The sequence below is a fragment of the Rhodococcus sp. NPDC056960 genome, assembly GCF_042674125.1.
GTDB lineage: Bacteria > Actinomycetota > Actinomycetes > Mycobacteriales > Mycobacteriaceae > Rhodococcus_F.
Genome location: NZ_JBHURF010000011.1, coordinates 40,173 through 63,129 on the forward strand (window position 1 = coordinate 40,173; position 22,957 = coordinate 63,129).

General features: G+C 67.4%; 21 protein-coding genes and 2 pseudogenes. 15 read left to right on the plus strand and 8 right to left on the minus strand.

The window, feature by feature from the left end; genetic code table 11:
* Window positions 1–77: 77 nt before the first annotated feature.
* On the plus strand, window positions 78–1,736 hold the full coding sequence (locus ACFTWF_RS18650) for an MDR family MFS transporter (protein ID WP_378462677.1): 1,659 nt from the start codon (window positions 78–80) through the stop codon (window positions 1,734–1,736).
* Between the two features lie 8 nt (window positions 1,737–1,744).
* On the opposite strand, the gene ACFTWF_RS18655 is transcribed toward ACFTWF_RS18650, so the two are convergent.
* The 5 genes from ACFTWF_RS18655 to ACFTWF_RS18675 all read right to left on the minus strand — a co-directional run bounded on the left by ACFTWF_RS18655 (window position 1,745) and on the right by ACFTWF_RS18675 (window position 7,198).
* Entirely contained in the window at window positions 1,745–2,740 is a 996-nt protein-coding gene (locus ACFTWF_RS18655) for a LysR family transcriptional regulator (protein ID WP_378462678.1), read from the minus strand.
* Window positions 2,741–2,763: 23 nt separating this feature from the next.
* Window positions 2,764–3,957 (minus strand): acyl-CoA dehydrogenase family protein, encoded by a 1,194-nt coding sequence (locus ACFTWF_RS18660; RefSeq protein WP_378462679.1) that lies wholly within the window; start codon window positions 3,955–3,957, stop codon window positions 2,764–2,766.
* 18 nt (window positions 3,958–3,975) lie between these two features.
* Window positions 3,976–5,178: a CaiB/BaiF CoA transferase family protein gene (locus ACFTWF_RS18665; RefSeq protein ID WP_378462680.1), complete on the minus strand. Its 1,203-nt coding sequence runs from the start codon at window positions 5,176–5,178 to the stop codon at window positions 3,976–3,978.
* Window positions 5,175–6,524, minus strand: a complete 1,350-nt coding sequence (locus ACFTWF_RS18670) for an MFS transporter (RefSeq protein ID WP_378462681.1) — start codon at window positions 6,522–6,524, stop codon at window positions 5,175–5,177. Before ACFTWF_RS18670 ends, ACFTWF_RS18665 begins: the two co-directional genes overlap by 4 nt.
* A gap of 194 nt (window positions 6,525–6,718) precedes the next feature.
* Window positions 6,719–7,198: a MarR family winged helix-turn-helix transcriptional regulator gene (locus tag ACFTWF_RS18675; protein WP_378462682.1), complete on the minus strand. Its 480-nt coding sequence runs from the start codon at window positions 7,196–7,198 to the stop codon at window positions 6,719–6,721.
* Window positions 7,199–7,281: 83 nt separating this feature from the next.
* On the opposite strand from ACFTWF_RS18675, the gene ACFTWF_RS18680 reads away from it, so the two are divergent.
* The 10 genes from ACFTWF_RS18680 to ACFTWF_RS18725 all read left to right on the plus strand — a co-directional run bounded on the left by ACFTWF_RS18680 (window position 7,282) and on the right by ACFTWF_RS18725 (window position 16,772).
* Window positions 7,282–7,674 carry a YidH family protein gene (locus tag ACFTWF_RS18680; protein WP_378462683.1) on the plus strand — a complete coding sequence of 131 codons (393 nt, stop codon included), beginning with the start codon at window positions 7,282–7,284 and terminating at the stop codon, window positions 7,672–7,674.
* A 2-nt stretch (window positions 7,675–7,676) separates the two neighbouring features.
* The gene (locus ACFTWF_RS18685; RefSeq protein WP_378462895.1) at window positions 7,677–7,985 is read left to right on the plus strand and encodes a DUF202 domain-containing protein; all 309 of its coding nucleotides are present in this window, start codon (window positions 7,677–7,679) and stop codon (window positions 7,983–7,985) included.
* 68 nt (window positions 7,986–8,053) lie between these two features.
* Window positions 8,054–9,067 carry a LysR family transcriptional regulator gene (locus ACFTWF_RS18690; protein ID WP_378462684.1) on the plus strand — a complete coding sequence of 338 codons (1,014 nt, stop codon included), beginning with the start codon at window positions 8,054–8,056 and terminating at the stop codon, window positions 9,065–9,067.
* A 109-nt stretch (window positions 9,068–9,176) separates the two neighbouring features.
* A complete protein-coding gene (locus ACFTWF_RS18695) occupies window positions 9,177–9,971 on the plus strand; it encodes an enoyl-CoA hydratase/isomerase family protein (RefSeq protein ID WP_378462685.1) in 795 nt (264 codons plus the stop codon).
* Window positions 9,972–10,018: 47 nt separating this feature from the next.
* Window positions 10,019–11,326: an MFS transporter gene (locus ACFTWF_RS18700; protein WP_378462686.1), complete on the plus strand. Its 1,308-nt coding sequence runs from the start codon at window positions 10,019–10,021 to the stop codon at window positions 11,324–11,326.
* On the plus strand, window positions 11,323–12,510 hold the full coding sequence (locus ACFTWF_RS18705; RefSeq protein ID WP_378462687.1) for a CaiB/BaiF CoA transferase family protein: 1,188 nt from the start codon (window positions 11,323–11,325) through the stop codon (window positions 12,508–12,510). The genes ACFTWF_RS18700 and ACFTWF_RS18705 overlap by 4 nt, the downstream gene beginning before the upstream one ends.
* A gap of 62 nt (window positions 12,511–12,572) precedes the next feature.
* The gene (locus ACFTWF_RS18710; protein ID WP_378462688.1) at window positions 12,573–13,721 is read left to right on the plus strand and encodes an acyl-CoA dehydrogenase family protein; all 1,149 of its coding nucleotides are present in this window, start codon (window positions 12,573–12,575) and stop codon (window positions 13,719–13,721) included.
* A gap of 12 nt (window positions 13,722–13,733) precedes the next feature.
* Window positions 13,734–14,498 (plus strand): SDR family NAD(P)-dependent oxidoreductase, encoded by a 765-nt coding sequence (locus ACFTWF_RS18715; RefSeq protein WP_378462689.1) that lies wholly within the window; start codon window positions 13,734–13,736, stop codon window positions 14,496–14,498.
* Between the two features lie 54 nt (window positions 14,499–14,552).
* Entirely contained in the window at window positions 14,553–15,710 is a 1,158-nt protein-coding gene (locus tag ACFTWF_RS18720) for a thiolase family protein (RefSeq protein ID WP_378462690.1), read from the plus strand.
* Between the two features lie 78 nt (window positions 15,711–15,788).
* Window positions 15,789–16,772, plus strand: a complete 984-nt coding sequence (locus tag ACFTWF_RS18725; RefSeq protein ID WP_378462691.1) for an NAD(P)H-dependent flavin oxidoreductase — start codon at window positions 15,789–15,791, stop codon at window positions 16,770–16,772.
* A 30-nt stretch (window positions 16,773–16,802) separates the two neighbouring features.
* Here the strand turns inward: ACFTWF_RS18725 and ACFTWF_RS18730 are convergent, their stop codons facing one another.
* From ACFTWF_RS18730 to ACFTWF_RS18740, 3 genes and pseudogenes are all read right to left on the minus strand, one after another.
* A complete protein-coding gene (locus ACFTWF_RS18730; protein WP_378462896.1) occupies window positions 16,803–17,450 on the minus strand; it encodes an STAS domain-containing protein in 648 nt (215 codons plus the stop codon).
* Window positions 17,433–17,630 (minus strand): annotated as a pseudogene (locus ACFTWF_RS18735) (SulP family inorganic anion transporter); the annotation flags it as partial. The gene ACFTWF_RS18730 and the pseudogene ACFTWF_RS18735, both read right to left, overlap by 18 nt.
* The gene (locus ACFTWF_RS18740; protein ID WP_378462692.1) at window positions 17,567–18,490 is read right to left on the minus strand and encodes a SulP family inorganic anion transporter; all 924 of its coding nucleotides are present in this window, start codon (window positions 18,488–18,490) and stop codon (window positions 17,567–17,569) included. The gene ACFTWF_RS18740 and the pseudogene ACFTWF_RS18735, both read right to left, overlap by 64 nt.
* Before the next feature lie 241 nt (window positions 18,491–18,731).
* Here ACFTWF_RS18740 and ACFTWF_RS18745 point away from each other — a divergent pair, with 241 nt between their 5' ends.
* The 4 genes and pseudogenes from ACFTWF_RS18745 to ACFTWF_RS18760 all read left to right on the plus strand — a co-directional run bounded on the left by ACFTWF_RS18745 (window position 18,732) and on the right by ACFTWF_RS18760 (window position 22,942).
* A complete protein-coding gene (locus ACFTWF_RS18745; protein WP_378462693.1) occupies window positions 18,732–19,700 on the plus strand; it encodes a DUF389 domain-containing protein in 969 nt (322 codons plus the stop codon).
* A 176-nt stretch (window positions 19,701–19,876) separates the two neighbouring features.
* Window positions 19,877–20,376 (plus strand): annotated as a pseudogene (locus ACFTWF_RS18750) (NAD-dependent epimerase/dehydratase family protein); the annotation flags it as partial.
* 67 nt (window positions 20,377–20,443) lie between these two features.
* Entirely contained in the window at window positions 20,444–20,986 is a 543-nt protein-coding gene (locus ACFTWF_RS18755) for a glycosyltransferase (protein ID WP_378462897.1), read from the plus strand.
* A gap of 60 nt (window positions 20,987–21,046) precedes the next feature.
* A complete protein-coding gene (locus ACFTWF_RS18760; protein WP_378462694.1) occupies window positions 21,047–22,942 on the plus strand; it encodes an alkyl/aryl-sulfatase in 1,896 nt (631 codons plus the stop codon).
* The last annotated feature ends 15 nt before the right edge of the window (window positions 22,943–22,957 follow it).

A 22,957-nucleotide genomic window follows, 5' to 3' on the forward strand; every position in this document is an offset into this window, starting at 1 on the left:
TCCAACAGTTGCCCGAATCCTCGCTGCGCTCGCATACTTGCCGACTACAAGTAAACGAAGAGTGCAGCGAGGACACAGTGGCGAATTCGGTCGAAACGCCGGTGGCATACACCCACCGGCAAATCCTGGCTGTGCTGAGCGGGTTGATGCTCGGCATGTTCCTCGCCGCGCTCGACCAGACGATCGTGGCGACGGCGATCCGCACCATCGCCGACGACCTCGATGGGTACTCGCTGCAGGCGTGGGCCACCACCGCCTACCTCGTCACCGCGACGCTGGCGACGCCGCTCTACGGCAAATTGTCCGACATCTACGGCCGCAAGCCGTTCTTCATGTTCGCGATCTCGGTGTTCGTGATCGGGTCGGTGCTGTGCACGTTCTCGACGTCGATGTACGTCCTCGCCGCGTTCCGGGCGATCCAGGGACTCGGTGCCGGCGGCCTGTTCTCGTTGGCGCTCACCATCATCGGCGACATCGTCTCCCCCCGTGAGCGAGCCAAGTACCAGGGGTACTTCCTCGCGGTGTTCGGGACGTCCAGTGTTCTCGGTCCCGTCCTCGGCGGCGTGTTCGCGGGGCAGGACGTCATCCTCGGAATCGATGGCTGGCGTTGGGTTTTCCTCGTCAACGTGCCCGTCGGGCTGGTCGCGCTCACGGTCGTCTCCCGCGTGCTGCATCTCCCGAAACGCCCGATCGGAAATCAGCGGATCGACTGGTGGGGCGCCCTCGCTCTCGCGATCGGCGTGGTGCCGTTGCTGGTGGTGGCCGAACAGGGCCACAGCTGGGGATGGGGCAGCTCGAAGTCGTTGGTGTGCTACGTCATCGGAGTGATCGGGGTGCTCGCCTTCATCCTCGTCGAATTGGCGATGAAGGACGCCGCACTCATCCCGATGCGCTTCTTCCGCAACAGCACGTTCGCGCTCGGCGTCGTGATCAGTCTCGTCGTCGGTGCCGTCATGTTCGGCGGCATCACCCTCCTTCCCCAGTACCTGCAGGTGGTGAAGGGCTCGAGTCCCACCCTCGCCGGCTTCCAGATCCTGCCCATGGTCCTCGGGCTGATGGCCGGATCGGTGGTCAGCGGTCAGATGATCTCGCGCACCGGGCACTACCGGTACTTCCCGATCCTCGGGACCGCGCTGATCGTGATCGGCGCCTTCCTGCTGCACACCGTGGCCGCCGGCACCCCGATGCCCGTCGTCATGGCATTCATGCTGATCCTCGGGCTCGGACTCGGAAACCTGATGCAGCCACTGACCCTGGCCATTCAGAACGCGCTACCCCCGCAGGACATGGGAGTCTCGACCGGCGCGGCCACGTTCTTCCGCCAGATCGGCGGCACCGCAGGCGTCGCGATCTTCCTGTCGATCCTCTTCTCGCGCCTCACCCCTGCCATCGGCGAACGCGTGACAGCAGCGGCAGGCACACCCGAATTCCGCCGGGCCGTGGTGGCCGCCACCCAGAGCAACGACCCCGCCGAGGCCGCCATGGGCCAGGGCATGCTCAGCCCCGATCACGCCGGGGTCAGCGGTGTCCTCACGGACAGCTCCGTGATCGGCCGACTCGACGACGTCCTGGCCCTGCCGTTCAAGCAAGGATTCGCCGACGCCATCGGCTCCGTCTTCCTCACCGTCTCGATGCTCGCCGTCGTCGCCTTCGTCCTCACCGTGCTCTGGAAGGAAGTCCCCCTCCGCAGCGAGTCCGGACTCCAGGCAGCGGCGCGGGGAGAAGCGGAGGAATGAAAGGCAGACTACGGACGGGGCCGGTCTCCGACGATCCGGGCGTGTAGTTCGTCGTCGGCGAGCAGCGCGGCGCGAAGGAGCGAGGCACCGGATTGTCGATGCGCGTCGATCAGGCTGTTCCAGCGCGCCAGGTCTGCATGGGTTTGGATCACGAAGCTCTTGGCTGCCGGATTGAGGGCGCCCGGCCGGTGCACGATCCCGAACGGAGTGCGTATCGCCGGCCTGGTCTCGGTCACCCGCGCACCCAGCCGGTGAGCGGCCGTGGCCATCCGCAACGGGAGAAATGCGCTGGCCGCGCCGTTGAGGACGAGCGTCAACTGCGCGTGCCGGTTGGGGACCCGTGCGCTGATCCGGGGAACCACCGATGCGCGGCGCAGCGCGGTCGCGACGATATCGTTCTCCCGCACCGCCGAACTGCTCGTCACCAGCGGGACCTCGGCGAGGTGCGCGAGATCGAAGGGTGCACCCGCGTCGTCTGCTGGGGTTCCCGGCGGTCTCACCAGCAGCAGTCGCTGGACACCGAGCTGGACCGTTTCGAGATTGTCGGTCGGGACGGGGAAGGTCGTGAATCCCAGTTCGTACTGGCCGGCGAGTACTTCGTCGCACAGGTCCGCGGCACTCGCGAACTCCGACAGATCGATGCGGATGTCGGGATGGAGACGGGTGAACGACCCACTCCACGCCGCCACCGCCTCGCTCGACATCTCGGGCATCGTTCCGATGGTGATGGACCCGACCTGGAGTTCGCGGGCGCCGCGCATGATGTCCTGCGCCGCAAGAAGGTCGTCGAGCACCTTGCGGGCGGGCTCGACCAGCAGCTGCCCGGCCGGGTTGAGGACCAGATTGCGGCCCGTCCGGTGGAACAGGCTCAGTTTCAGTTCACGCTCGAGTTGACGGATTCCTTGCGACAACGATGCCTGCGCCACGTGGAGATGCCCGGCCGCGCGGTTGACTCCGCCGTGCTCGACCACAGCGAGGAAGTACTCGAGTTGGCGGATGTCCATGTACCCATCATTCCGCGGTGGGGTCAGGCGCGATACGAGTTGGGCAGCGTGCCGTCGGTAGCCACCTGCCGGATCATCGCCTTGGCGAGGTTCCGCTGATGCACCGGTGAGGAGCCCTCATAGATTCGCAGCGCGCGCACATCACGCCACATCCGCGGGACGGGGTGTGGGCCGACGATGCCCTCGCCGCCGAGCAATTGGACGCACCGGTCGGCGACGCGGCTGGCCATCTCGGAGTTGTACAGCTTGGCGGCGGCAATGCGGTGTCGGGGGATCTCGCCGCAGTCGAAGGCGCGCGCGCTCTCGACGGCCAGGGCGCGTCCCGCCTCGAGTTCCGCATAACTTTCCCCCAGCGTGGCCTGCACGGCACCGAGGTCGGCGAGCGGGGATCCGAACTGACTGCGGCCGTTGACATGTGCGGTCGTCTCCTCGAGCATCCGGGTCGCCTGCCCGACGCACGTCGCGGCGACGTGCAGACGCGCGTGGTTGATACCGCGCAGCGCCATCGTCAGCCCCTGGCCCTCGACGCCGCCGAGCAGATTCTCCGCGGGGACCGTCACGTCGTCGAAGTAGATTTCTCCGACCGGTGCCTCCGCGTGTCCGTTCATGACGGTCGGCAAGACGGTGCGCACGCCGGGCGATGTGGCGTTCACGAGCAGCGCCGAGACCCCGCCGGCACCCGGGTCCGAGGTATCCGTGCGAGCGAATACGAGGAAGGCGTCGGCCCAGGCCGCGTTCGTGATGTACCGCTTGCTGCCGTTGAGGACGTAGGTGTCGCCGCGACGTTCCGCGGTGGTGCGCAGGTGCGCCGCGTCCGAACCGGCCTGTTCCTCGGTGAGTGCGAATGCGGTGACCAGTTCGCCTGCCGCCATGGCCGGCAGCATCCGCAGGCGCTGCTTCTCGGTGCCGTGGTCCAGAATCGCTTGCGAGCACAGGCCGATCACCGTCGAGAATCGTGAACGGTAGACGCAGGACGCGCGCGTGAATTCGAGGGTGAGCTGCACCTGCTGCTCCATCGTCCACTCGAGGCCGCCGTACGCGCGCGGGATCGAGATGCCGAACAGGCCGAGGGCCGCCATGCGTTCGACGAGGCGAGGAGGGACCTCGCCGGCCCCGACCATCTCGTTCTCCGCCGGGACGAGTTCGTTCTCGGTGAAGTCGGCGATGGTCTTCAGGTAGGTCGGGAAGTCGTAGGTCAGGATGGCCGGGTCGATCATGAGGGAGCCCTTTCCGGGTCAGTGTGGCGCGGCGGCGGTGACGACGCGGCTGTCGATCAGTTCGGTGATGTCACCGTCGGTGAAGCCGAGGTCGCGGAGCACGGTGACGGTGTCCCGGCCTACCTCGGGTGCGGACGTGGAGACGGTGCGGCGGTGGCCGTCGAGGGTGAATGCCAGTCCGGGACTGGTGAACGAGGCGCCACCGGGCTCGGCGACGTCGACGAGGATCTCGGACGCCAAAACGTCCTTGTCCTCGGCGATCTCGTCGAAGGATCGGATCGCACCGCACACGATGTTCGCGGACTGCAACCGGGCGACGGCCTGGTCTCGGGTCATTCCGCCGAGGGCGTCGCCGAGAGCGGTCAGCATCTCGGCCCGGTGCGACACCCGTGCGGGGTTGTCGACGAACCGCGGGTCGTCGATCATGTCCGGACGATCCACGAGATGGCAGAGTGCGGACCACTTTTCGGCCGTGTACGCGGAGAGCACGATCATCCCGTCCACGACCTGAATGACATCGGCCGCAGGGGCGGCCAGCGCCTGTCCGTTTCCCTTGCGCCGCGGCGCACGACCGGTGAGGGTGTATTCGCCCCAGGACGCGGCCTGCATCGACAGCACCGCTTCCATCAGCGAGGTCTCCACGTGCGCGCCCCGACCGGTCGATTCCCGCTCGTAGAGCGCTGCCAGGATTCCGGTCGCGAGGGCATTGGCCGCGGTGACATCCGCGGCGGGCAACCCGAGCCGCTGCGGCTCACCGTCGACCTCGCCGGTGGCGTGCATCAACCCGAATTCCGCCTGGGCGGCGATATCGAGGCCGGGGCGGTGTCGTGAGGGTCCGCGGGACCCGAATCCGGTGACGTTGGCGTAGATCAGGCGCGGATACCGTGCACGCAGTTGGTCGGGTCCGAGGCCGAGCCTTTCGGCGGACCCGGTGCGGAAGTTCTGTACCAGGACATCGGTCCGGGCCAGCAACCGATGCAGGATCGCCTCGGCCTCGGGCCGGGCGAGATCGAGGCCGATGCTGCTCTTGTCCCGGTTGTAGGCGCGCACCATCGCCTCGCCGAACGTGCCGATCCCGCGCGCCTGATCGCCGCGCAAGCTCTCGACCTTGAGCACGTCCGCGCCGAGGTCGGCGAGGGTCTGGCCGGCGCTGGGTCCGGCGATGTACTGGCCGAGGTCGAGGACCCGGATGCCGGAAAGCGGTCCGCCCATGGTGATCACTCGGCCTCTCGTGCCGCGTACCGGGCGGTCATCTGCTCGAGTTGGGTTCGGGCCTTCTCGGGATCGAGCATGATGGCGCCGAGGACACCAAGCACGCACACCACGCCGCCGACGAACAGGAAGCCCGTCGAGTACCCGGCGGCGGCAGTGGTCGCACGCTCGACGATGAGCCCGAGCGCATACGGTGCGACGATCCCCGCGACGCTGTACGCGGCGATGATGCAGCCGAAGAACGCCACCCGCTGGTGTGCGGGCAGGAAGTCTGACGCCCCGGCGAAAGCGACCGAGAAGGCCACGCTGTTGACGGCGAACGCGCAGATCACGAACACCAGCTGCAGCGGTCCCGGGTCGAGCTGGCTGAAAATCATCATCGAGACCCCGCCGAACAGTAGGTACGCCCCGGTGAGGTAGCCGCGGGCCACCCGCGAGGAGTGACCGCCGCGCAGGAGCCGACCCGACAGCATGCCCGCGGACAGCAGGACGACCACCGCGACGACATAGGGAATCGTCACCAACGAACCCACGGTGCTCGCGGAGTACCCGAGCCCTTCGTTCATGTAGGCGGGCAGCCAGGCGACCTTCAGGGACGAGATCAGATACCCGGCGAACGACAGCAGCACCAGTCCCCAGAAGCTCCGCAGCATCAACAAGCGGTGGAACGGAACGACGATGTCTCCGTTGGGATCAGCGGCGTCCTCGGCGCTGTCACCGGTGCCTGGGCCGGCCTTGCGGAAGGGCAACCGCTCCGAGAACCAGAGCCAGCCGATCAGCCACATCGCCCCCGCCACGACGAGGACAGCAAACGCGGCATGCCACGACCAGGTGAGGATCACCCAGGTCAGGGTGGGCGCCGCAATGAGGGGCCCGATGGACGAACCCGCGTTGACGATCGCGCCGGCCGTCGCTCGCTTGTCGGGGGAGAAACGATCCGCGACGATCGACTGGCACAGGGCGTGCGCCGGGCCTTCGAAGAATCCCAACGCAATGCGGCAGGCGATCAGCACACCGAACGACGTCGGGACCGTCAGTGGCGCCATGCTCGCAATCCACGTCACCATCAGCAGGGCCGCGCCCCAGGTATAGGAGATCTTCCGAAGAACCGCTGCCAAGGTGACCGCGCCGATCGCGAACAGCCAGAAGAACGCGCTGCTGAGCAACCCGTATTGCCCGGCGGTCAGACCGAGGTCGTGGCGGATCTGCTGGCTCGACAACCCGACAGCGGCCTTGTCGGCGAAATTCAGGGTGAAGAAGAGGAACAGGAACAGGACGATGCCCCAGGCCCGCCGGTCGACGGCCCCGGCAGGGCGATGGTCGACGTCGCGTCCATCGGACTGCGTGGTCACCATGACGACCTCCGGGGATGTTTCGGCTGAGTGAGGGGCACCGCGGGTAGTGACTCGAACCACAGGTGCATGTCCTCATCAGACCGCCTCGCCCAGGGCCGATCAACCAGCAGAACGCGGTCGGACCGTACGGAATTGCCTATATCCGCTGGTCGCCGGGGTGTCGATGGTGCCGGGCGCGGACGTTGCCTCGGATGTCACTCGGTGTCGAGAAGCTCCGCCAGCTGCGCGAGCGCAGGAATAGCCGCGCCGATCGCGGCGCGATGGTTCGCATCGAGTCGATCGAAGGCCTCCGAGATGCGCCGCTCGTTCGCCCCCATCCAGGCGTTCAGACGTGTCCGACCGGCGTCGGTGACGTCCACTCGCACCGCCCGGCGATCTCGTGGATCGGGAGAGCGCACGACCAGACCGGTCTCGACCATCTGCTGAATCAAGGCGCTCACGGTGTTGGTGGCCATCCGGTGCTTGCGTGCCAACTCGACGATCCGGAGACCCGACTCGGCCGAGAGTCGCTGGAGGAATTCGACCTGGGCCATCGGCAACGACTCCCAGGCGAAGTCTTCGCGGACGCTCGACCTCAATGCCCGTCGCAGCCGGGTGATGACCGCGGTCAGGGCCCATCCCTCCCCGCTCCCGGCAGCGCCGTCGGGAAGGGGAATCGCTCCGGTGTCGTCCATCCGTTAACCTGCTTCTGTTACAGAACTATCTGGTGTCAGAACAATTATTTCATCGACACCGACCCGAGCATGCAGGGACACTCATGAACAGTGAAGTAGACCTTCCCCCGCGCCGACCTGCCGCCGTGTACTCCGTGGGCGAGGAACCCGATGTCCGTTTCTCGCTGGCCAACGAACGCACCGCACTGGCCTGGGTTCGGACGGCACTGGCCCTGGTGGCCGGCGGGGTCACCCTGACCACCTTGGCCTCGGTCACCGGTGCCGGCCTGGTCGTCCACGTCGTCGCGATCCTCGCCTGCTGCACCGGGGGAATGCTGGCGGTGGTGGCCCTGTGGTCGTGGCGACGCAACGAGCGGGCCCTGCGACTGCAGGAGCCGCTCCCTGCGCCGATTCCCCTCGCCTGGCTCGCGGGAGGGCTCGTTCTCCTGTCGGCGGGATTGGCCGTGTTCGCCGTGGTCACCACCGTCAACTCGTGACGATGCCCGATCCGGGTCTGCAGCCCCAGCGCACCGCACTGGCGTGGCAACGCACCGGCCTGTCGGTGCTCGCGACGTCCGCGGCGATCGGCTTCGCCGCGTTCCGGCTGGGTGCACCGCTGCTCGCGCTGAGCGCCCTGGTCGCCGGCTCGATCGTCGCCTATCTCGGTATCCGCCATTTCCCGAAAGGAGCCGCACGGGCGAACACGGACACCGGCGCCTGGCCCCCACTGCTGCGTACCGTCTCGCTCGTGGCGTTGATCGCCCTCCTGGGGGTGGGTGTCTCGGTCGCCGGGATGCTGCACACGTAACAGACCTGCTGCCGCACCACATGGATTCCGCACATTCCTCGTTCACGCCGGGCCGATAGTTTTGCTCCATGGATCTGCGTCAGATGGAGTACTTCCTTGCCGTGGTCGATCACGGCGGCGTCAACCGCGCGGCGGCCGCTCTGCGGGTGGCCCAGCCTTCCCTGTCCCAGGCAGTGCGCAAACTGGAGAAGGACCTGGGCACCGAATTGTTCCACCGAGTCGGCCGCGGCCTCGTCCTCGCGCCCGCCGGCGAGGCGCTCATCGGACCGGCTCGCATGATCCTGAGGGAAACGGAAGCCGCCGAGAACGCCGTGCGCAGTGCCGGACAGGTCCGCGGCGGCCGCGTCGACATCGCCACCCTGTCGGACATGTCGATGGACCCGCTGTCGGTGTGGGTGGCGAGGTTTCGTATCCGATTCCCCGACGTGCGGTTCCGGATCGAGGAACGCGACAACGCATCCGAAGTGGTCGACCTCGTCCGATCCGGCTCCTGCGAGCTCGGATTCCTGGCGTCACCACCGCCGGGCGCCGATCTGATCAGCGAGCATCTGGTCGAGCAGAAGTTCGTCCTGATCTGCCCACCCGGAACGGAGGACTACTGGCCGGATCCCGTACCGATCGAGACCCTGTCCGGAGTTCCGTTCGTGATGGGGGAGAACGGCACTGCGACCCGCGACTACATCGAGAAGTCGCTGCGCGCACACGGAGTCGAACCCCGGATCGTCGTGGAAGTGCCGCAGCGCGGCGCGGTCCTGCCCATCGTGCTGTCCGGCGGCGCAGCGGCCATCGTTCCGTTGCGGATCGGTCTCGACGCCCGTCACCGCGGCGGCATCGTGCGCGAGCTGGCACCGGCTCTGGCCCGCCCGCTGGAGGTGGTGCACCGACCGGGTCGAATCACCCCGGCGACCACCGAATTCCTCACCTACTCGAAACGATCCCTCCAGGCCTGGGTCCGTGCCATCGCCGAGAACCAGGACAGTGGCCACGCCCTGGTCGAAGCCGCAGCGATGGCCGCGCTGGCGGCCGATCACCGGGTCCGCGATCGCAGCCGCGAGAACACTGAGGTCAGGCCGCACCTATAGGCAATTACACTCAATCCAGGTGATTTCCGGACTTTGACGTAGTCATTCCCCGACCCCTTCAATGGACGTGCGCCACTTCACAGGCGACATCCCATTCGAGGAGGACTCCATGACCGGTCGTGTCCACGTCACCGTCGACAACGCCGTTGCACACGTGGCGATCGACAACCGCGGCCGACGCAACGCGGTGTCTCACAAGGTCTTCGGCGAACTCGGCTCGGCGATTACCGAACTGTCGTGCTCACCTGACGTGCGCGCGGTAATCCTGTCGGGGCACGGCGATGATTTCAGTGTCGGCGCCGACCTGGCCGCGACCGCCGACTCGCGCACCCTGCGTGGCGACTCGGTCGTGGCCGACACCGCACGCCTGCGGCAGGTCAGCGACACCCTGCACCGTTTCCACCACCTGCCGCAGGTCACCGTTGCGGCAATCGACGGCGCCTGCGCCGGAGCGGGTTTGTCACTCGCGGCCGCCGCCGACTTCCGGATCGCCTCCGACCGTGCGGTTTTCAACACCGCCTTCGTCAATGCCGGCCTGTCCGGCGATCTCGGAGGTGTCTGGCTGATCACCAGCATGCTGGGCGGTGCGCGGGCTCGTGAATTGTTCTTGACACCAAGGAAATTCACGGCCCGCAAGGCGCTGGATCACGGGTTGGTCACCGCGGTGACGAGCGCGGAGTCGCTGCACACGGACGCCCGGGACCTGGCAGATCGGCTCGCGGCGTCCGCGCCGCTCGCGCTGCGTGCGATGAAGCAGAACCTCCTCCAGGCGTCCACGACATCACTCGGTGACTATCTGCTCGCCGAGGTGGACCGGATGGTGCAGTGCTCCCATTCCGGCGATGCCCGCGAAGCCGCGGACGCGTTCGTCACCAAACGCGTGCCCTCGTTCACCGGCCGCTGACCGACACCTCCTTCTCCCCCTCCATCCGCCAGTACGGAGTCCGTCCCATGTCTGACACCCTCACACAGAAGGCCGCCGTCGGCGCATCGCTGTCACGGTCGCGCGCCTGGCTCGTCACCGGGTTGCTGTTCGCCTTCCTACTGCTCAACTTCGCCGACAAGGCCGTTCTCGGCTTCGCCGGAATCCACATCCAGCAGGATCTCGACATCAGCCCGCAGCAATTCGGACTCGTGCAGAGCGCCTTTTTCTGGCTGTTCGCGGCCGGCGCGATCGTGCTCGGAGCGCTCTCCACGCGCATTGGGGTGCGGTGGCTGCTGGCCGCGCTCATGCTGATCTGGATCGTGACCATGGTTCCTCTGCTCGGCCCGGTCAGTTTCGGTGTCCTGCTCGCCTGCCGGATCGTCCTCGGCTTCGCGGAGGGGCCGGCCTACGCGCTGGCCACGCACTCGGTGCACTCCTGGTTCCCGCCGGAACGGCGGGCGTTGCCGGGCGGAATCGTCACCGCCGGCGCCTCGGTAGGACCCCTGCTCGCCGCGCCGATCCTCACCTGGGTCATCGTGACCTGGTCCTGGCACTCGGCGTTCGGTGTCCTCATCGTCCTCGGCGGCCTGTGGGCGGTGGTCTGGCTGATCTTCGGAAAGAACGCACCCGCACCCATCCAGCCCGCGGCCGCCACCGGCACCGTCGAACTGAGCGATGCACCCTACCGAACGTTGCTGACCACCGGAACCGTCGTCGGCATCGCGCTACTCACCTTCTTTTCCTACTGGTCGACGACTCTGAAGGTGGCCTGGCTTCCGGTCTACCTGTCCGACGGACTGGGCTACGACACGATCACCGCGGGCCGGTTGATCATGCTGCCGTACGCATTCGCCGCCGCCGGGGCGATCGCCGCGGGATGGCTGTCGAACTCGATGACCGCACGAGGCATATCGCGGCGCATTTCCCGGGGATACCTGACCGGCGGGTTGATCGTCGGATCCGGGGTGTCGATGGTTGCGTTCACACTGCTGTCGGCAGGCCTGCCCCAAATGGTGTTCATCACACTGGCGTTCTCCCTCAACTCCGCCGCATACGCGGTGGCGTTCACCGCCATCGCCGATGTCGTCCATCCCCGCAAGCGCGGACCGATCCTCGGGTTCCTGGTGGCGTTCTACAGCATGGCCGGAGTGCTCGCACCCCTGCTGCTCGGCTACTTCGTCGGCAACGCCACCGACAAGGCCACCGGCTACGGCCACGGCTTCGCGCTCACCGGAGTGCTCATGACCCTCGGCGGCGCCGCCGCCACCTTCCTGGTGCGTCCCGAACGCGACGCCGCCAAACTCAGCACACGGACACAGGAGAACGCAGCATGACCCGACCCTTGGACGGCGTCCGCGTCGTCGACTTCGGACAGTTCATCGCCGCCCCCGCCGCCACCCAGATCCTGGTCGATCTCGGCGCCGACGTGATCAAGGTCGAACCCGTGCACGGCGAATCGTCCCGGTTGATCGGCGTCTACGGCGAAGCGATCCTGCGGAACTACAACCGCAACAAACGCTGCATCGCCCTCGATCTCAAAGACGAACGCGGACAGAAGATCGCACACGAGCTGATCGCGGAAGCCGACATCGTCGTGCAGAACCTGCGCCCCGGCGTGATGGAGTCCTTCGGGCTCGGCGCCGACCGCGTCCGCACCGCGCACCCGGGCATCATCTACGCCACCGTCAGCGGATTCGGACTACAGGGCCCGTCGCGGAACCGTGCGGGGCTGGACATCGCCGCGCAGGCCGAAAGCGGCATCATGTGGGTCACCGGCGAGGCCGACGGAGAACCCCAACGAGTGGGCTTCCCCGTCGTCGACGCCGCCGCCGCACACGTGTTCGCCCAAGCCATCCTCGGCGCCTACGTCCGTCGACTCCGCACCGGCGACGGCGATACCGTGGAGACCTCGCTGCTCGAGGTCGCGGTCCACCTGCAGGGGCCGAACTGGGGCGAATACCTGCTCACCGGCAATGAACCGATCCGCAAGGGCAACGGACAGCCCACCGTCGCACCCGCCGCGGACGTGATGCCCACCCGGGACGGCGCCATCGTCGTGTCGGCCTATTCGGTAGTGCATTTCGACCGGCTATGCACCCTGCTCGACCGGCCCGACCTCACCTCCGATCCGCGATTCGTCACCAACGAGTCCCGAGTTGCGCACCGCCCCGCGCTCCTGACGGAGCTGCGCGCCGAGTTCGCGAAGTTGACCAGCGACGACGCGATGGAGCTGCTGACCCCGAACGGGGTGGTCGCCGGTCGCATCAGTTCCTACGGCGAGGTCCGCAAGAACCCGGACGTCGAGGCCGCAGGCATCTTCATCGACGTCACCGACCCGGACGGGGTCGAGCGCACCACGCTCGGCTCACCCTGGCATCTCGCCAGTATCCCCGAATTCTCCACGGTCGGCGCCCCTGAACTGGGACAGCACACCACCGAGGTGCTCACCGAACTCGGCTACCCCGCCTGCGCGATCGACGACCTCGCCGCCGCGGGTGTCGTCCGCTCGCACCGATAACCCACACCTCTCGCGGGCGCGACCGGCGCGCCCACCCGATCACCGTTAGGACCGACAGAACCATGCAACGCAACATCTTCGATTCCGACCACGACGCCTTCCGGCAGACCGTGCGACAGTTCCTCGGCAAGGAAGTCGTGCCCCACATCGCGGACTGGGAGGCGGACGGACGCGTCCCACGCGAGCTGTTCACCAAGACCGCCGAGATCGGAATCAACGGCCTCCAGGTTCCCGAAGAGTTCGGGGGAGGCGGGATCGACAGCTTCCTGTTCAACGCCATCGTCATCGAGGAAATCGGATACGCCGCAGCCACTCTCGGAGGTCTGCAAGTTCACCTGAGTACTGTGCTCCCCTACTTCTTCGAATACGCCGATACCGAGCAGAAGTCCAGATGGTTCCCGGGATTCGCGGACGGTTCCCTGGTCTCGTCGATCGCGATGACCGAACCCGGCACCGGATCAGATCTGGCCGGCATGGCCACCCACGCCGTCCGCGACGGCGACGACTGGATTCTCAACGGAGCCAAGACGTTCATCACCGGCGGCATCAACGCCGACCTGATCGTCGTCGCCGCCCGCACGAACCGCGACGTCACCAACCGGCGCGACGGACTGTCCCTGTTCGTGGTCGAGGCCGGCATGGACGGTTTCCTCCGTGGCCGCAACCTCGACAAGCTCGGCCTCAAAGCCCAGGACACCGCCGAGTTGCTCTTCGACAACGTCCGGGTCCCCGCCCGCAACCTGCTGGGCGAGGAAGGCGCCGCCTTCTCGATGCTCACCAACAACCTCCCCCAGGAGCGGCTCACCATCGCGGTGTCCGCGCAGGCCACCGCGACGGCGGCACTGCGCCTGGCCACCGACTACGTCAAGGACCGCAAGGTCTTCGGGCAGCGGGTCGCCGACTTCCAGAACACCAAGTTCGTCCTCGCCGACTGCGCAACCGAACTCGAAGCCGGCCAGGCCCTCGTCGACCGGGCGCTCGTCGCTCTCGACTCCGGCACATTGTCGGTAGCGGACGCGGCGAAGGTGAAGCTGTTCACCACCGAAATGCAGGCCCGGGTGATCGACCGCTGCCTGCAACTGCACGGCGGCTACGGCTTCATGCGGGAATACCCCATCGCCCGCCTCTACGCCGACGCCCGCGTCACCCGGATCTTCGGTGGCACCAGCGAAGTGATGAAGAGCGTCATCTCCCGATCCCTGGAACTGTGAGGATTCACCACCGTGCACATCAAGGACATCAATGCCGTCGTCACCGGCGGGGCATCCGGTCTCGGACTTGCCGCAGCGACGCGTCTGATCGAGGACGGCGCCACCGTCACACTCGTCGATCTGCCCACCTCTGACGGCGCCGCCCGAGCCGAGGCCCTCGGTCCCGCAGCCCGCTTCGTCGCGGCTGATGTCACCGACGCCGAGAACGTGGCGGCAGCCTTCACCGCCGCGACAGAACAGGGACCGTTGCGTGCGGTGATCCACTGCGCCGGACGTGGCCGACCCATGCGAGTGCTGGACAAGAGCGGCGTCGCCGCCGACCTCGAGCCGTTCGAATCGGTGATCCGGCTGAACGCGGTCGGCAGCTTCAACGTGCTGCGGTTCGCCGCCCAGGCCATGGCCGGCAACGCGCCGCTCGACGGCGACCGGGGCGTGTGCGTGCTCACCGCGTCCGTCGCTGCGTTCGAAGGGCAGATCGGCCAGATCAACTACGCCGCCGCCAAGGCCGCCATCGTGGGGATGACCCTGCCCGCGGCACGAGACCTCGCCGGCGTCGGCATTCGCGTCTGCACCATCGCCCCCGGCACGTTCGACACCCCGTTGCTGGCGAGAGCACGACACGACGTGCGGGAGTCGCTCGCGGCCTCGGTGCCGCACCCCCGCCGACTCGGTGACCCCGCCGAGTTCGCGGCCCTGGCCGCACACATCGTCGAGAACGGCATGCTCAACGGCGAAACCATTCGCCTCGACGGCGCCATCCGGATGGCGCCGCGATGACCGTCCCGGGCCGGACGGATCCACCACCCCGACAATCGAGTAGAGGCAATTCTCATGCGTGACGCAGTCATCGTCGAAGCGGTACGAACACCCGTCGGCCGCCGCAACGGAGCCCTGAAGGACATCCATCCCGTCGACCTGTCGGCGGTGGTGCTCACCGCCCTGATCGAACGGACCGGACTCGACGTCGACGTGGTCGACGACGCCGTGTGGGGATGTGTGGGCCAGGTCGGGGAACAATCGGCCAACATCGCCCGCAGCGCCGTCCTCGCCGCCGGATGGCCCGAACACATCCCCGGCACCACCGTCGACCGTCAATGCGGCTCGAGCCAGCAGGCGATCCACTTCGCCGCCGCCTCGGTCATCGCCGGCCACGCCGACGTCGTCGTCGCCGGTGGTGTCGAGTCGATGACCCGGGTGCCGATGGGCTCGGCCCGCAGGGCGGGACCAGGTGTCCCCTTCGGCCCCACCGTCTCCCACCGGTACGGCAACGTCGATTTCAATCAGGTCACCGGCGCCGAAATCCTGGCCACGCGGTACGACCTCAGCCGCACCCGACTCGACGAGTACAGCCTCGAATCACACCGTCGCGCAGCGCAGGCCGCCGACGACGGCCGATTCGTCAAACAGATCGCCCCGGTCGAGTTACCCGACGGCACCACCCTCACCGCCGACGAGGGCATCCGCCGTAACTCCACACTCGACGCACTCGGAGCCCTCAAACCTGCCTTCGACGACGAGGGCCGGGTCACCGCGGGCAACGCATCCCAGATTTCCGACGGTGCCGCCGCGCTGCTGGTCACCACCAGCGAATGGGCGCGGCAACTCGGTCTGACACCCCTCGCGCGGGTGCACACCGCCACCGTGGTGGGCGACGACCCGGTCACCATGCTGGCCGGACCGATCCCGGCAACGAGGAAGGCACTCGGGATGGCCGGGCTGGACCTCGACGACATCGACGCCTTCGAGGTCAACGAGGCGTTCGCGAGCGTGGTCGAGGCCTGGCTCACCGACACCGGCGCGCGCCGCGAACGAGTCAACCCGCTCGGCGGCGCCATCGCCCTGGGCCACCCCCTCGGCGGTTCCGGAGCCCGGCTGGCCACCACCCTCGTGCACCACCTGCAGACCGAGGGGATGCGGTACGGGCTGCAGACCATGTGCGAGGCCGGTGGCATGGCCAACGCGACCATCTTCGAAAATCTCACGGCGTAACCGGCCACCGAACCGGGGCAGCGCCGGTGCACAACCGCGGCGCTGCCCCTCGACGTCCTGAATCCTGGAGAAACGCTCGTGAGCCTGCCCCCCATCCTGCAAGACCGGCTTCGCCTGCCCGTGGTCGCGTCGCCGATGTTCATCGTCTCCGGACCCGACCTGGTGATCGCCCAGTCGACCGCCGGCATCGTCGGGTCGTTCCCCTCCCTCAACGCGCGACCGCAGCCCGTCCTGCGCGAGTGGCTCACCCGGATCACCGAGGAACTCGCCAAGCACGACGCCAACAACCCCGAGACCCCTTCCGCCCCTTACGCGGTCAACCTGATCGTCCACAAGAGCAACGACCGCCTCGACGAGGACCTCGCCACCATCGTCGAATTCCAGGTCCCGATCGTCATCACCTCCCTCGGCGCCCGCGCCGACGTCAACGACGCCGTCCACTCCTACGGCGGCATCGTCCTCCACGACGTCATCAACAACAAGTTCGCGAAGAAGGCCGTCGACAAGGGCGCCGACGGGCTCATCGCCGTCGCCGCCGGTGCGGGCGGGCACGCGGGCACCCTGTCCCCGTTCGCGCTGCTCCAGGAGATCCGCGAATGGTTCGACGGACCGGTCCTGCTGTCCGGCTCCATCGCCCACGGCCGCTCCGTCCTCGCCGCCCAGGCCGCCGGCGCCGACCTCGCCTACATCGGCTCCGCGTTCATCGCCACCGAAGAGGCCAACGCCGATCAGGGCTACAAGCAGATGATCGTCGACTCCACCGCCTCCGACATCGTCTACTCCAACCTCTTCACCGGCGTGCACGGCAACTACCTGCGCGGCAGCATCGAGGCCGCCGGACTCGACCCGCACAACCTCGCCGTGTCCGACCCCTCCGCCATGAACTTCGGCATCGGTGAGGACGCCGACACCGCTGCGAAGCCGGAAGCCAAGCCGTGGCGCGACATCTGGGGCGCCGGACAGGGAATCGGCGCCGTCGACGCCGTGGTCCCCGCGGCGGAGATCGTGGACAGGCTCGATCACGAGTATGCGGATGCGCACCAACGCCTCCGCAGACTCTGATCACTTCACGTCACTTCATGCTGCGCTCGATCACGCGTCGTCCCCGCGATGCACCCGCACCCGCGCCTGGGCATAGGCGGCGAGGGTCGATTCACCGATGATCGGGGTGGCCGTGAAGAACTCGATCGCGATTCCCTGCGTGGCCAACAGGTCGTCGGTCCACAGGTCGCGGATCCGCGGATCCACACCGCTCAGACAGAGTTGTCCGCCGACCGCGTCGAGTCGCCGGGCGTAGTCGGCGATCACGGTGAGGAAGGTGGCGCTGACGGTTGTGCGGCCGCGGAGTCGGAGGATCACCACCGGCGACCGGGCTGCTGCGGGGCCGGGGAGCCGCGCCTGGAGCGTGCGCGCGCCCGCATAGAAGAGGCTGCCGTAGACATCGAGGATGACGATCTCGTTGTCGGACAAATGTTTCGGTGCGGGGTCCTCCAACAGCCGGTCGCCCATCACCCGGAGGCGGACGACTTTCAGGTCCATCGCCTCCTGATTGAGCTGCAACACCAGCGACAGCGCGACGCCGATCCCCACCGCCGCGGTGACGGGAAGTAGAAGCGTGGCGACGAACGTGGTGGTGAGCGCGATCCGAGAGGTGAATCCGCTACTCCAGATCGCCATGACCCGGGTGACATCGAGGGACCCGACGGCGGCGATGATCAAGATCGCCGCGAGTGTCGGCATCGGAACCTGCCCGACCACACCCGCGAACGCCACGAGGATCGCCAGCATCCAGATCCCGGACCAGATCGACGCCCAGCGGGTGCGCGCCCCGGCGGCGTTGTTGAGCGCGGTCTGGCTCACCGATCCTCCGACCGGCATACCGCGAAACAGCGCGGCAGCCACGTTGCCGATGCCCTGGCCGGTGAAATTCCGATTGGGTTCGGACCGTGAACCATCGGGGTTCGGAACGGCTTCGGCGACACCTGCACCCTGCACCCTGCACCCTGCACGATGACCGCGACGGCGACCGATCCACTGATGAGACTGGGAGTGAGCACGGTCGCGTCCGGTAGATGCGGCAGCGGGAATCCGGTCGCGATCACCCCCACATCCGATACGCGGGTGACCGATCCCCAGCCGAAGACGACCATGAGCAGGGTCGGCACGATCAGCGCTGCCAGCGACGCGAACAGTCTCAGGCGCGTTCGGCCGAGGCCCGCCATGAGGACGAGGGCAGTGAGTCCCAGCACCAGCGACGGCCCGTCGATCTCACCGGGACGAGCGAGCGCATCCACAGCTTTCGTCAACGCGACCTGCCCCTCGGCGTCCGTCCCGAGCAGCGTCGGCAATTGTCCGAAGATGATGTTGGCGGCGATACCCATCAGAAAACCGGTCATCACCGAATGCGACACGAATCGTGTGTACCGGCCCAGCCGCAGTAGTGCGGCAGCGATCATGACAACGCCGCCGATGAGGGTCAGCAGCACCAGTGCCGACGGCCGGTCGTCGGGTGCGACGTTCGTCAACGCCGATCCGGCTGCCAGCGCCGATGCGCTCGTCGTGGTCACGATCATCAGCTTGGTGCTGGTGGACAGCCCGCCGAACAGCCTGCCTGCCATGCTGGCGTACAGGCCGTGCACGGGACTGACACCCGCCAGGACACCGGAGGCCATACCGTCCGGAACGCTGCCGATGGCGCCGGGGAGACCGGCGATCACGTCCGTGCGGGTCATCCGCTCCCGGGGCACCAGGGCGCGCAGGCGGCGGGAGAGCCCGCTCATCCGATTCGGCAGGCCGGTGCGTAGAGTTCCGAGGTGCCGTCGGGGCCCAGGACCGCCCGGGGGATGATCATGCTCGGCTCCTTCCACGGCGCCCGGCGAACCGTCGGTCCGGTCATCATGAGCCTTTCGCGGTCGGCCGCTTCATCCCCGCCGGGTGAGGCCAGCACTCGGCTGTGCGGGCCAGTATCGAAGAACGGCCAGTCCATTGAGGGGCGTGCCGACTCCGAACAGGAGCGATCGGATGATGCTGGTTCCGGAGACCCAACGTCGGACGTTGACCGAACTCGACGATCGCTTCAACCTGTCCTCGGGGGACCGCTCCGCGAAGAGGTCCGCGTTCTGGGCGATGTTGACGCTGTCGGCGATCATCGCGGTGGCAGGCGTCGTCGGGGACTCCACGGCCACCGTGATCGGCGCCATGATCGTCGCGCCACTGTCGACACCCATCCTCGGCGTCGGGCTGGGAATTACCACCGGCCGGGCCTCGCTGGTGGGCAAAAGCCTTCTCATGGTGGGGCTCGGTGTCGTGCTCGTCGTCGTCCTCGGCGCGGTGATCGCGCAGTTGGTGCCGAATCCCACCAATGTGCTGACGAATTCGCAGGTGCTCGGGCGTACGTCACCGACATTGATGGACCTGACGGCCGCACTCGCCACGGGTCTGGTCGGTGCCATCGCCGCCGCGCGCCGCGATGTCGGCGACGTCCTGCCCGGTGTCGCCATCGCGATTTCCCTGGTCCCGCCACTGGCGGTGGTCGGGGTCTGCCTGGGTTCCGGTGCGCCGGCCCTTGCGGTGGGGGCGTTCGTGCTGTTCGCGTCGAATGTCCTGGCCATGATCATCACCTCGAGTGTCGTGTTCGTCGCCGCGGGATACGCGGCCGAGGCGGACACGGGGGTAGGCGGCCGGCGCGGCCGGGCGTACGTCGTGCTCGCGGCCGCACTGGTGGCTGTCGCGATCCCAATGGTGGTCAACTCCCTGTCGTCGCTGTGGGCCCGCCAGATCGCGACCGCGGCGCAGCAGTGGCTGGACGACGTTCCCGGGGCACAGGTCACCGATGTGTCCTGGCAAGGCCACGTCGCGACCGTCGACGTCCTCGGCCCGGAGCAGTTGCCCCCGGTCAGCGCGCTGCAGGACTCCGTCGATGCGCTGGTGCCCTGGCACCCCGAGTTGCAGATCGTCCACACCGTCGGTTCGCGTCTGCCCGTCGAATGACGTGGAGCCGACCACAAGGTAATGAGTTCCCAAAATCGTTATCACCGCTCGAGGGTGATGCGAAGAAGACGGCGCGGGGCAAAAGCTGAGTAATTCGCACACGAGGTTTCCGGCTCGTTCCGAACGAATCGGCGCGGGGCGCGTGAGGTGGGGGGTGGACTGAGGAGGGAGCTCACATGCGGGTAGTGGTGCTGGGAGGTGACGGGTTCTGCGGTTGGCCGAGTGCGCTCCACCTGTCGGCGAGCGGGCACGACGTCACGATCGTCGACGATTTCGTTCGCCGGCGGGCGGACGACGAACTCGGGGTGCAGTCGTTGGCCCCGATCCGTTCCCTCGCCGAGCGGGTCGACGCGTGGCACGAGGTGTCCGGACGCGAGATCGCCGTCGTGGAGTTGGACGTGGCCCACGACTACGACGTGATGACCGAACTGCTCATCGACCTGTGCCCGGACGCCTTGGTGCACTTCGCCGAACAGCGGTCGGCGCCGTATTCGATGAAATCGCCGCCCCACAAGCGGTACACGATCGACAATAATCTCAACGCCACACACACCTGCTGGCCGCGGTTGTCCAGGCCGGCATCGACATTCATGTCGTCCACCTGGGGGCCATGGGGGTGTACGGCTACGAGACCGTCCCGGTGGACCTGCCCGAGGGGTATCTCACGGTCACCTGGGCGCCGTCAGGTCCTTCGGGTGGGCGGCATGGTGCAGGGGATTAACGGTGAGGACGCCGACATCTGCATGCGCCTCGCGGCGGCGGGTTTCCACAACGTGGCCGATCCGAAAGCCGTGTACTACAGCGAAACACCGGCGTCCTATGCCCACCTCCGTGAGCAGCGCACCCGGTGGTTCCGCAGCATCTACCACCTCGCTGCACGCAACCGGGCGGTCCTGCTGGACCGGCGCACGATGATCGGCACCTTCGTCCTGCCGTTCAATCTGGTCAACGCCGCGCGTCGTGCCATGCTCGCGCCGCTGCTCATCTACGCGGCGATCGCAGGATTCGCATTCCACACGACGTTCACGTCGCTGCGCTGGCAGCCCATCGTCGCCACGTTGCTGGGCATGTCCATGATCATGACCGTGATCGTCTGCCTGATCTGGCGGCCCGATTCGGTGAAGTACATCCCCGCCTACCTCTGCTTCCGCCTGCTCCGCAGCTACTTCACCCTGGCCGCAGTCCTGACGTTCGTCTACCCACCCATGTACCCCCGGATCCCCGGGAACCTGCGACTGTTCCGGCGTCGTCACCGCGCCGAGCCCAGTCTCACCCGTAGAGGATGAAATTGCTCGGATGCGTTGATTCGAGCGCCGTCGAGGGGCGATCGCTGGCACGCTGAAATCATGTCTCCCGCACCGAATCCGCCATCGGAATCGATCGTCCGGCAACAACACGTCCTCCGTGAACGCCTGCCGTTCTCCGACACCCAAGATTTCGACGATGCGAACCGAGGTCTCGTCGCCCGGCGCGAGCCGAACGCCGTGAAGGCCGACGGCGGAACGGTCTTGTGGGACAACGACACCTATGCCTTCCTCGACGGTGATGCCCCCGACACCGTGAACCCGAGCCTGTGGCGTCAATCCCAGCTGGTCGCGGTCGCCGGTCTGTTCGAGGTCGTGCCCGGCGTCTACCAGGTGCGCGGCCTGGACCTGTCGAACACCTCGTTCATCGAGGGGGACGAGGGCGTGATCGTGGTCGACACCCTGCTCTCCGCCGAGACAGGCAAGGCCGCGCTGGAGCTGTACAGGCAACACCGCGGCGACCGCCCCGTGAAGGCCGTCATCTACACGCACTCCCACGTCGACCACTTCGGTGGCGTCAAAGGATTCGTGTCCCAGGACGAGGTGGACGCGGGCACCGTGAAGATCTTCGCGCCCGAGGGGTTCGTCGAGCATGCCGTCTCCGAGAACGTGTATGTGGGGACAGCGATGGGCCGTCGCGCCGGCTACATGTACGGGGCGGCACTCGCCCGCGGACCGCAGGGCCAGGTCGGCGCCGGCCTCGGGCAGACCGTGTCGATCGGAACCGTCACCCTCATCGCGCCGACCGACCTCGTCACGACCACCGGCCACGAGGAAACCGTCGACGGCGTGCGCATGGTCTTCCAGATGGCGCCCGACACCGAAGCTCCGTCGGAGATGCTCATCTACTTCCCGGATTTCAAGGCGCTGTGCGCGGCCGAGGACGCGACCCACACGTTCCACAACCTGCTGACCCTGCGCGGCGCGGTGGTCCGCGACCCCCACGGCTGGGCGGGCTACCTCACGGAGACGATCGACCTGTTCGGCGGCGATGCCGAGGTCGTGTTCGCCTCGCACCACTGGCCCACCTGGGGTGCCGAGCGGGTGGTCGAGTTCCTGACGAGCCAACGCGATCTGTACGCCTACGTGCACGACCAGACTCTGCGGTTGATGAACAAGGGCTTCACGGGACCCGAGATCGCCGAACAGATGCAGTTGCCGCCCGCGCTCGAGAACACGTGGAGCGCCCGCGGCTACTACGGTTCGGTCAGCCACAACGTGAAGGCGATCTACCAGCGCTATCTCGGCTGGTTCGACGGCAACCCGGCCAGCCTGTGGGAGCACACCCCGGTCGAGCAGTCGAAGCGGTACGTCGAGTTCATGGGCGGCGCGGACGCGGTGGTCGCCAAGGCACGCGACTCGTTCGACGCGGGTGACTTCCGCTGGGTCGCGCAGGTCGTGAACCATGTCGTCTACGCACAACCCGACCATGCCGAGGCACGAGCGCTGCTCGCCGACACGTACGAGCAACTCGGTTACGGGGCCGAGAACGGTACTTGGCGCAGCTGGTACCTCTCGGGCACGACCGAACTGCGCGAGGGCAATTTCGGTACCCCCACCGAGACCGCGGCGCCTGACGTCGTGGCGCAGCTGACGCCGTCGATGCTCTTCGACGCCATCGCGATTCAGGTTCACGGCCCGAAGGCGTGGGACGAGAAGCTGTCGATCGACGTCGTCCTCACCGACGCCGACGAACGCTACCGCCTGCTGCTCGCCAACGGAGTGCTGACATACAGCCCCCGTCCACAGAAAGGCGACGCCGACGCAACGCTCACCACGACGAAGAAGGCACTGCCTGCGCTCGCCCTCGGATCCCTGTCCGCCGACGACCTCGCGAAGGCCGGCATCGAGGTGAGCGGCGACGGATCGGTCCTCGCCCGCCTCGCCGCACTGCTGGAGCCGGGCGACGCGAACTTCGCGATCGTCACCCCGGACTGACGCGGTCCGGATGCG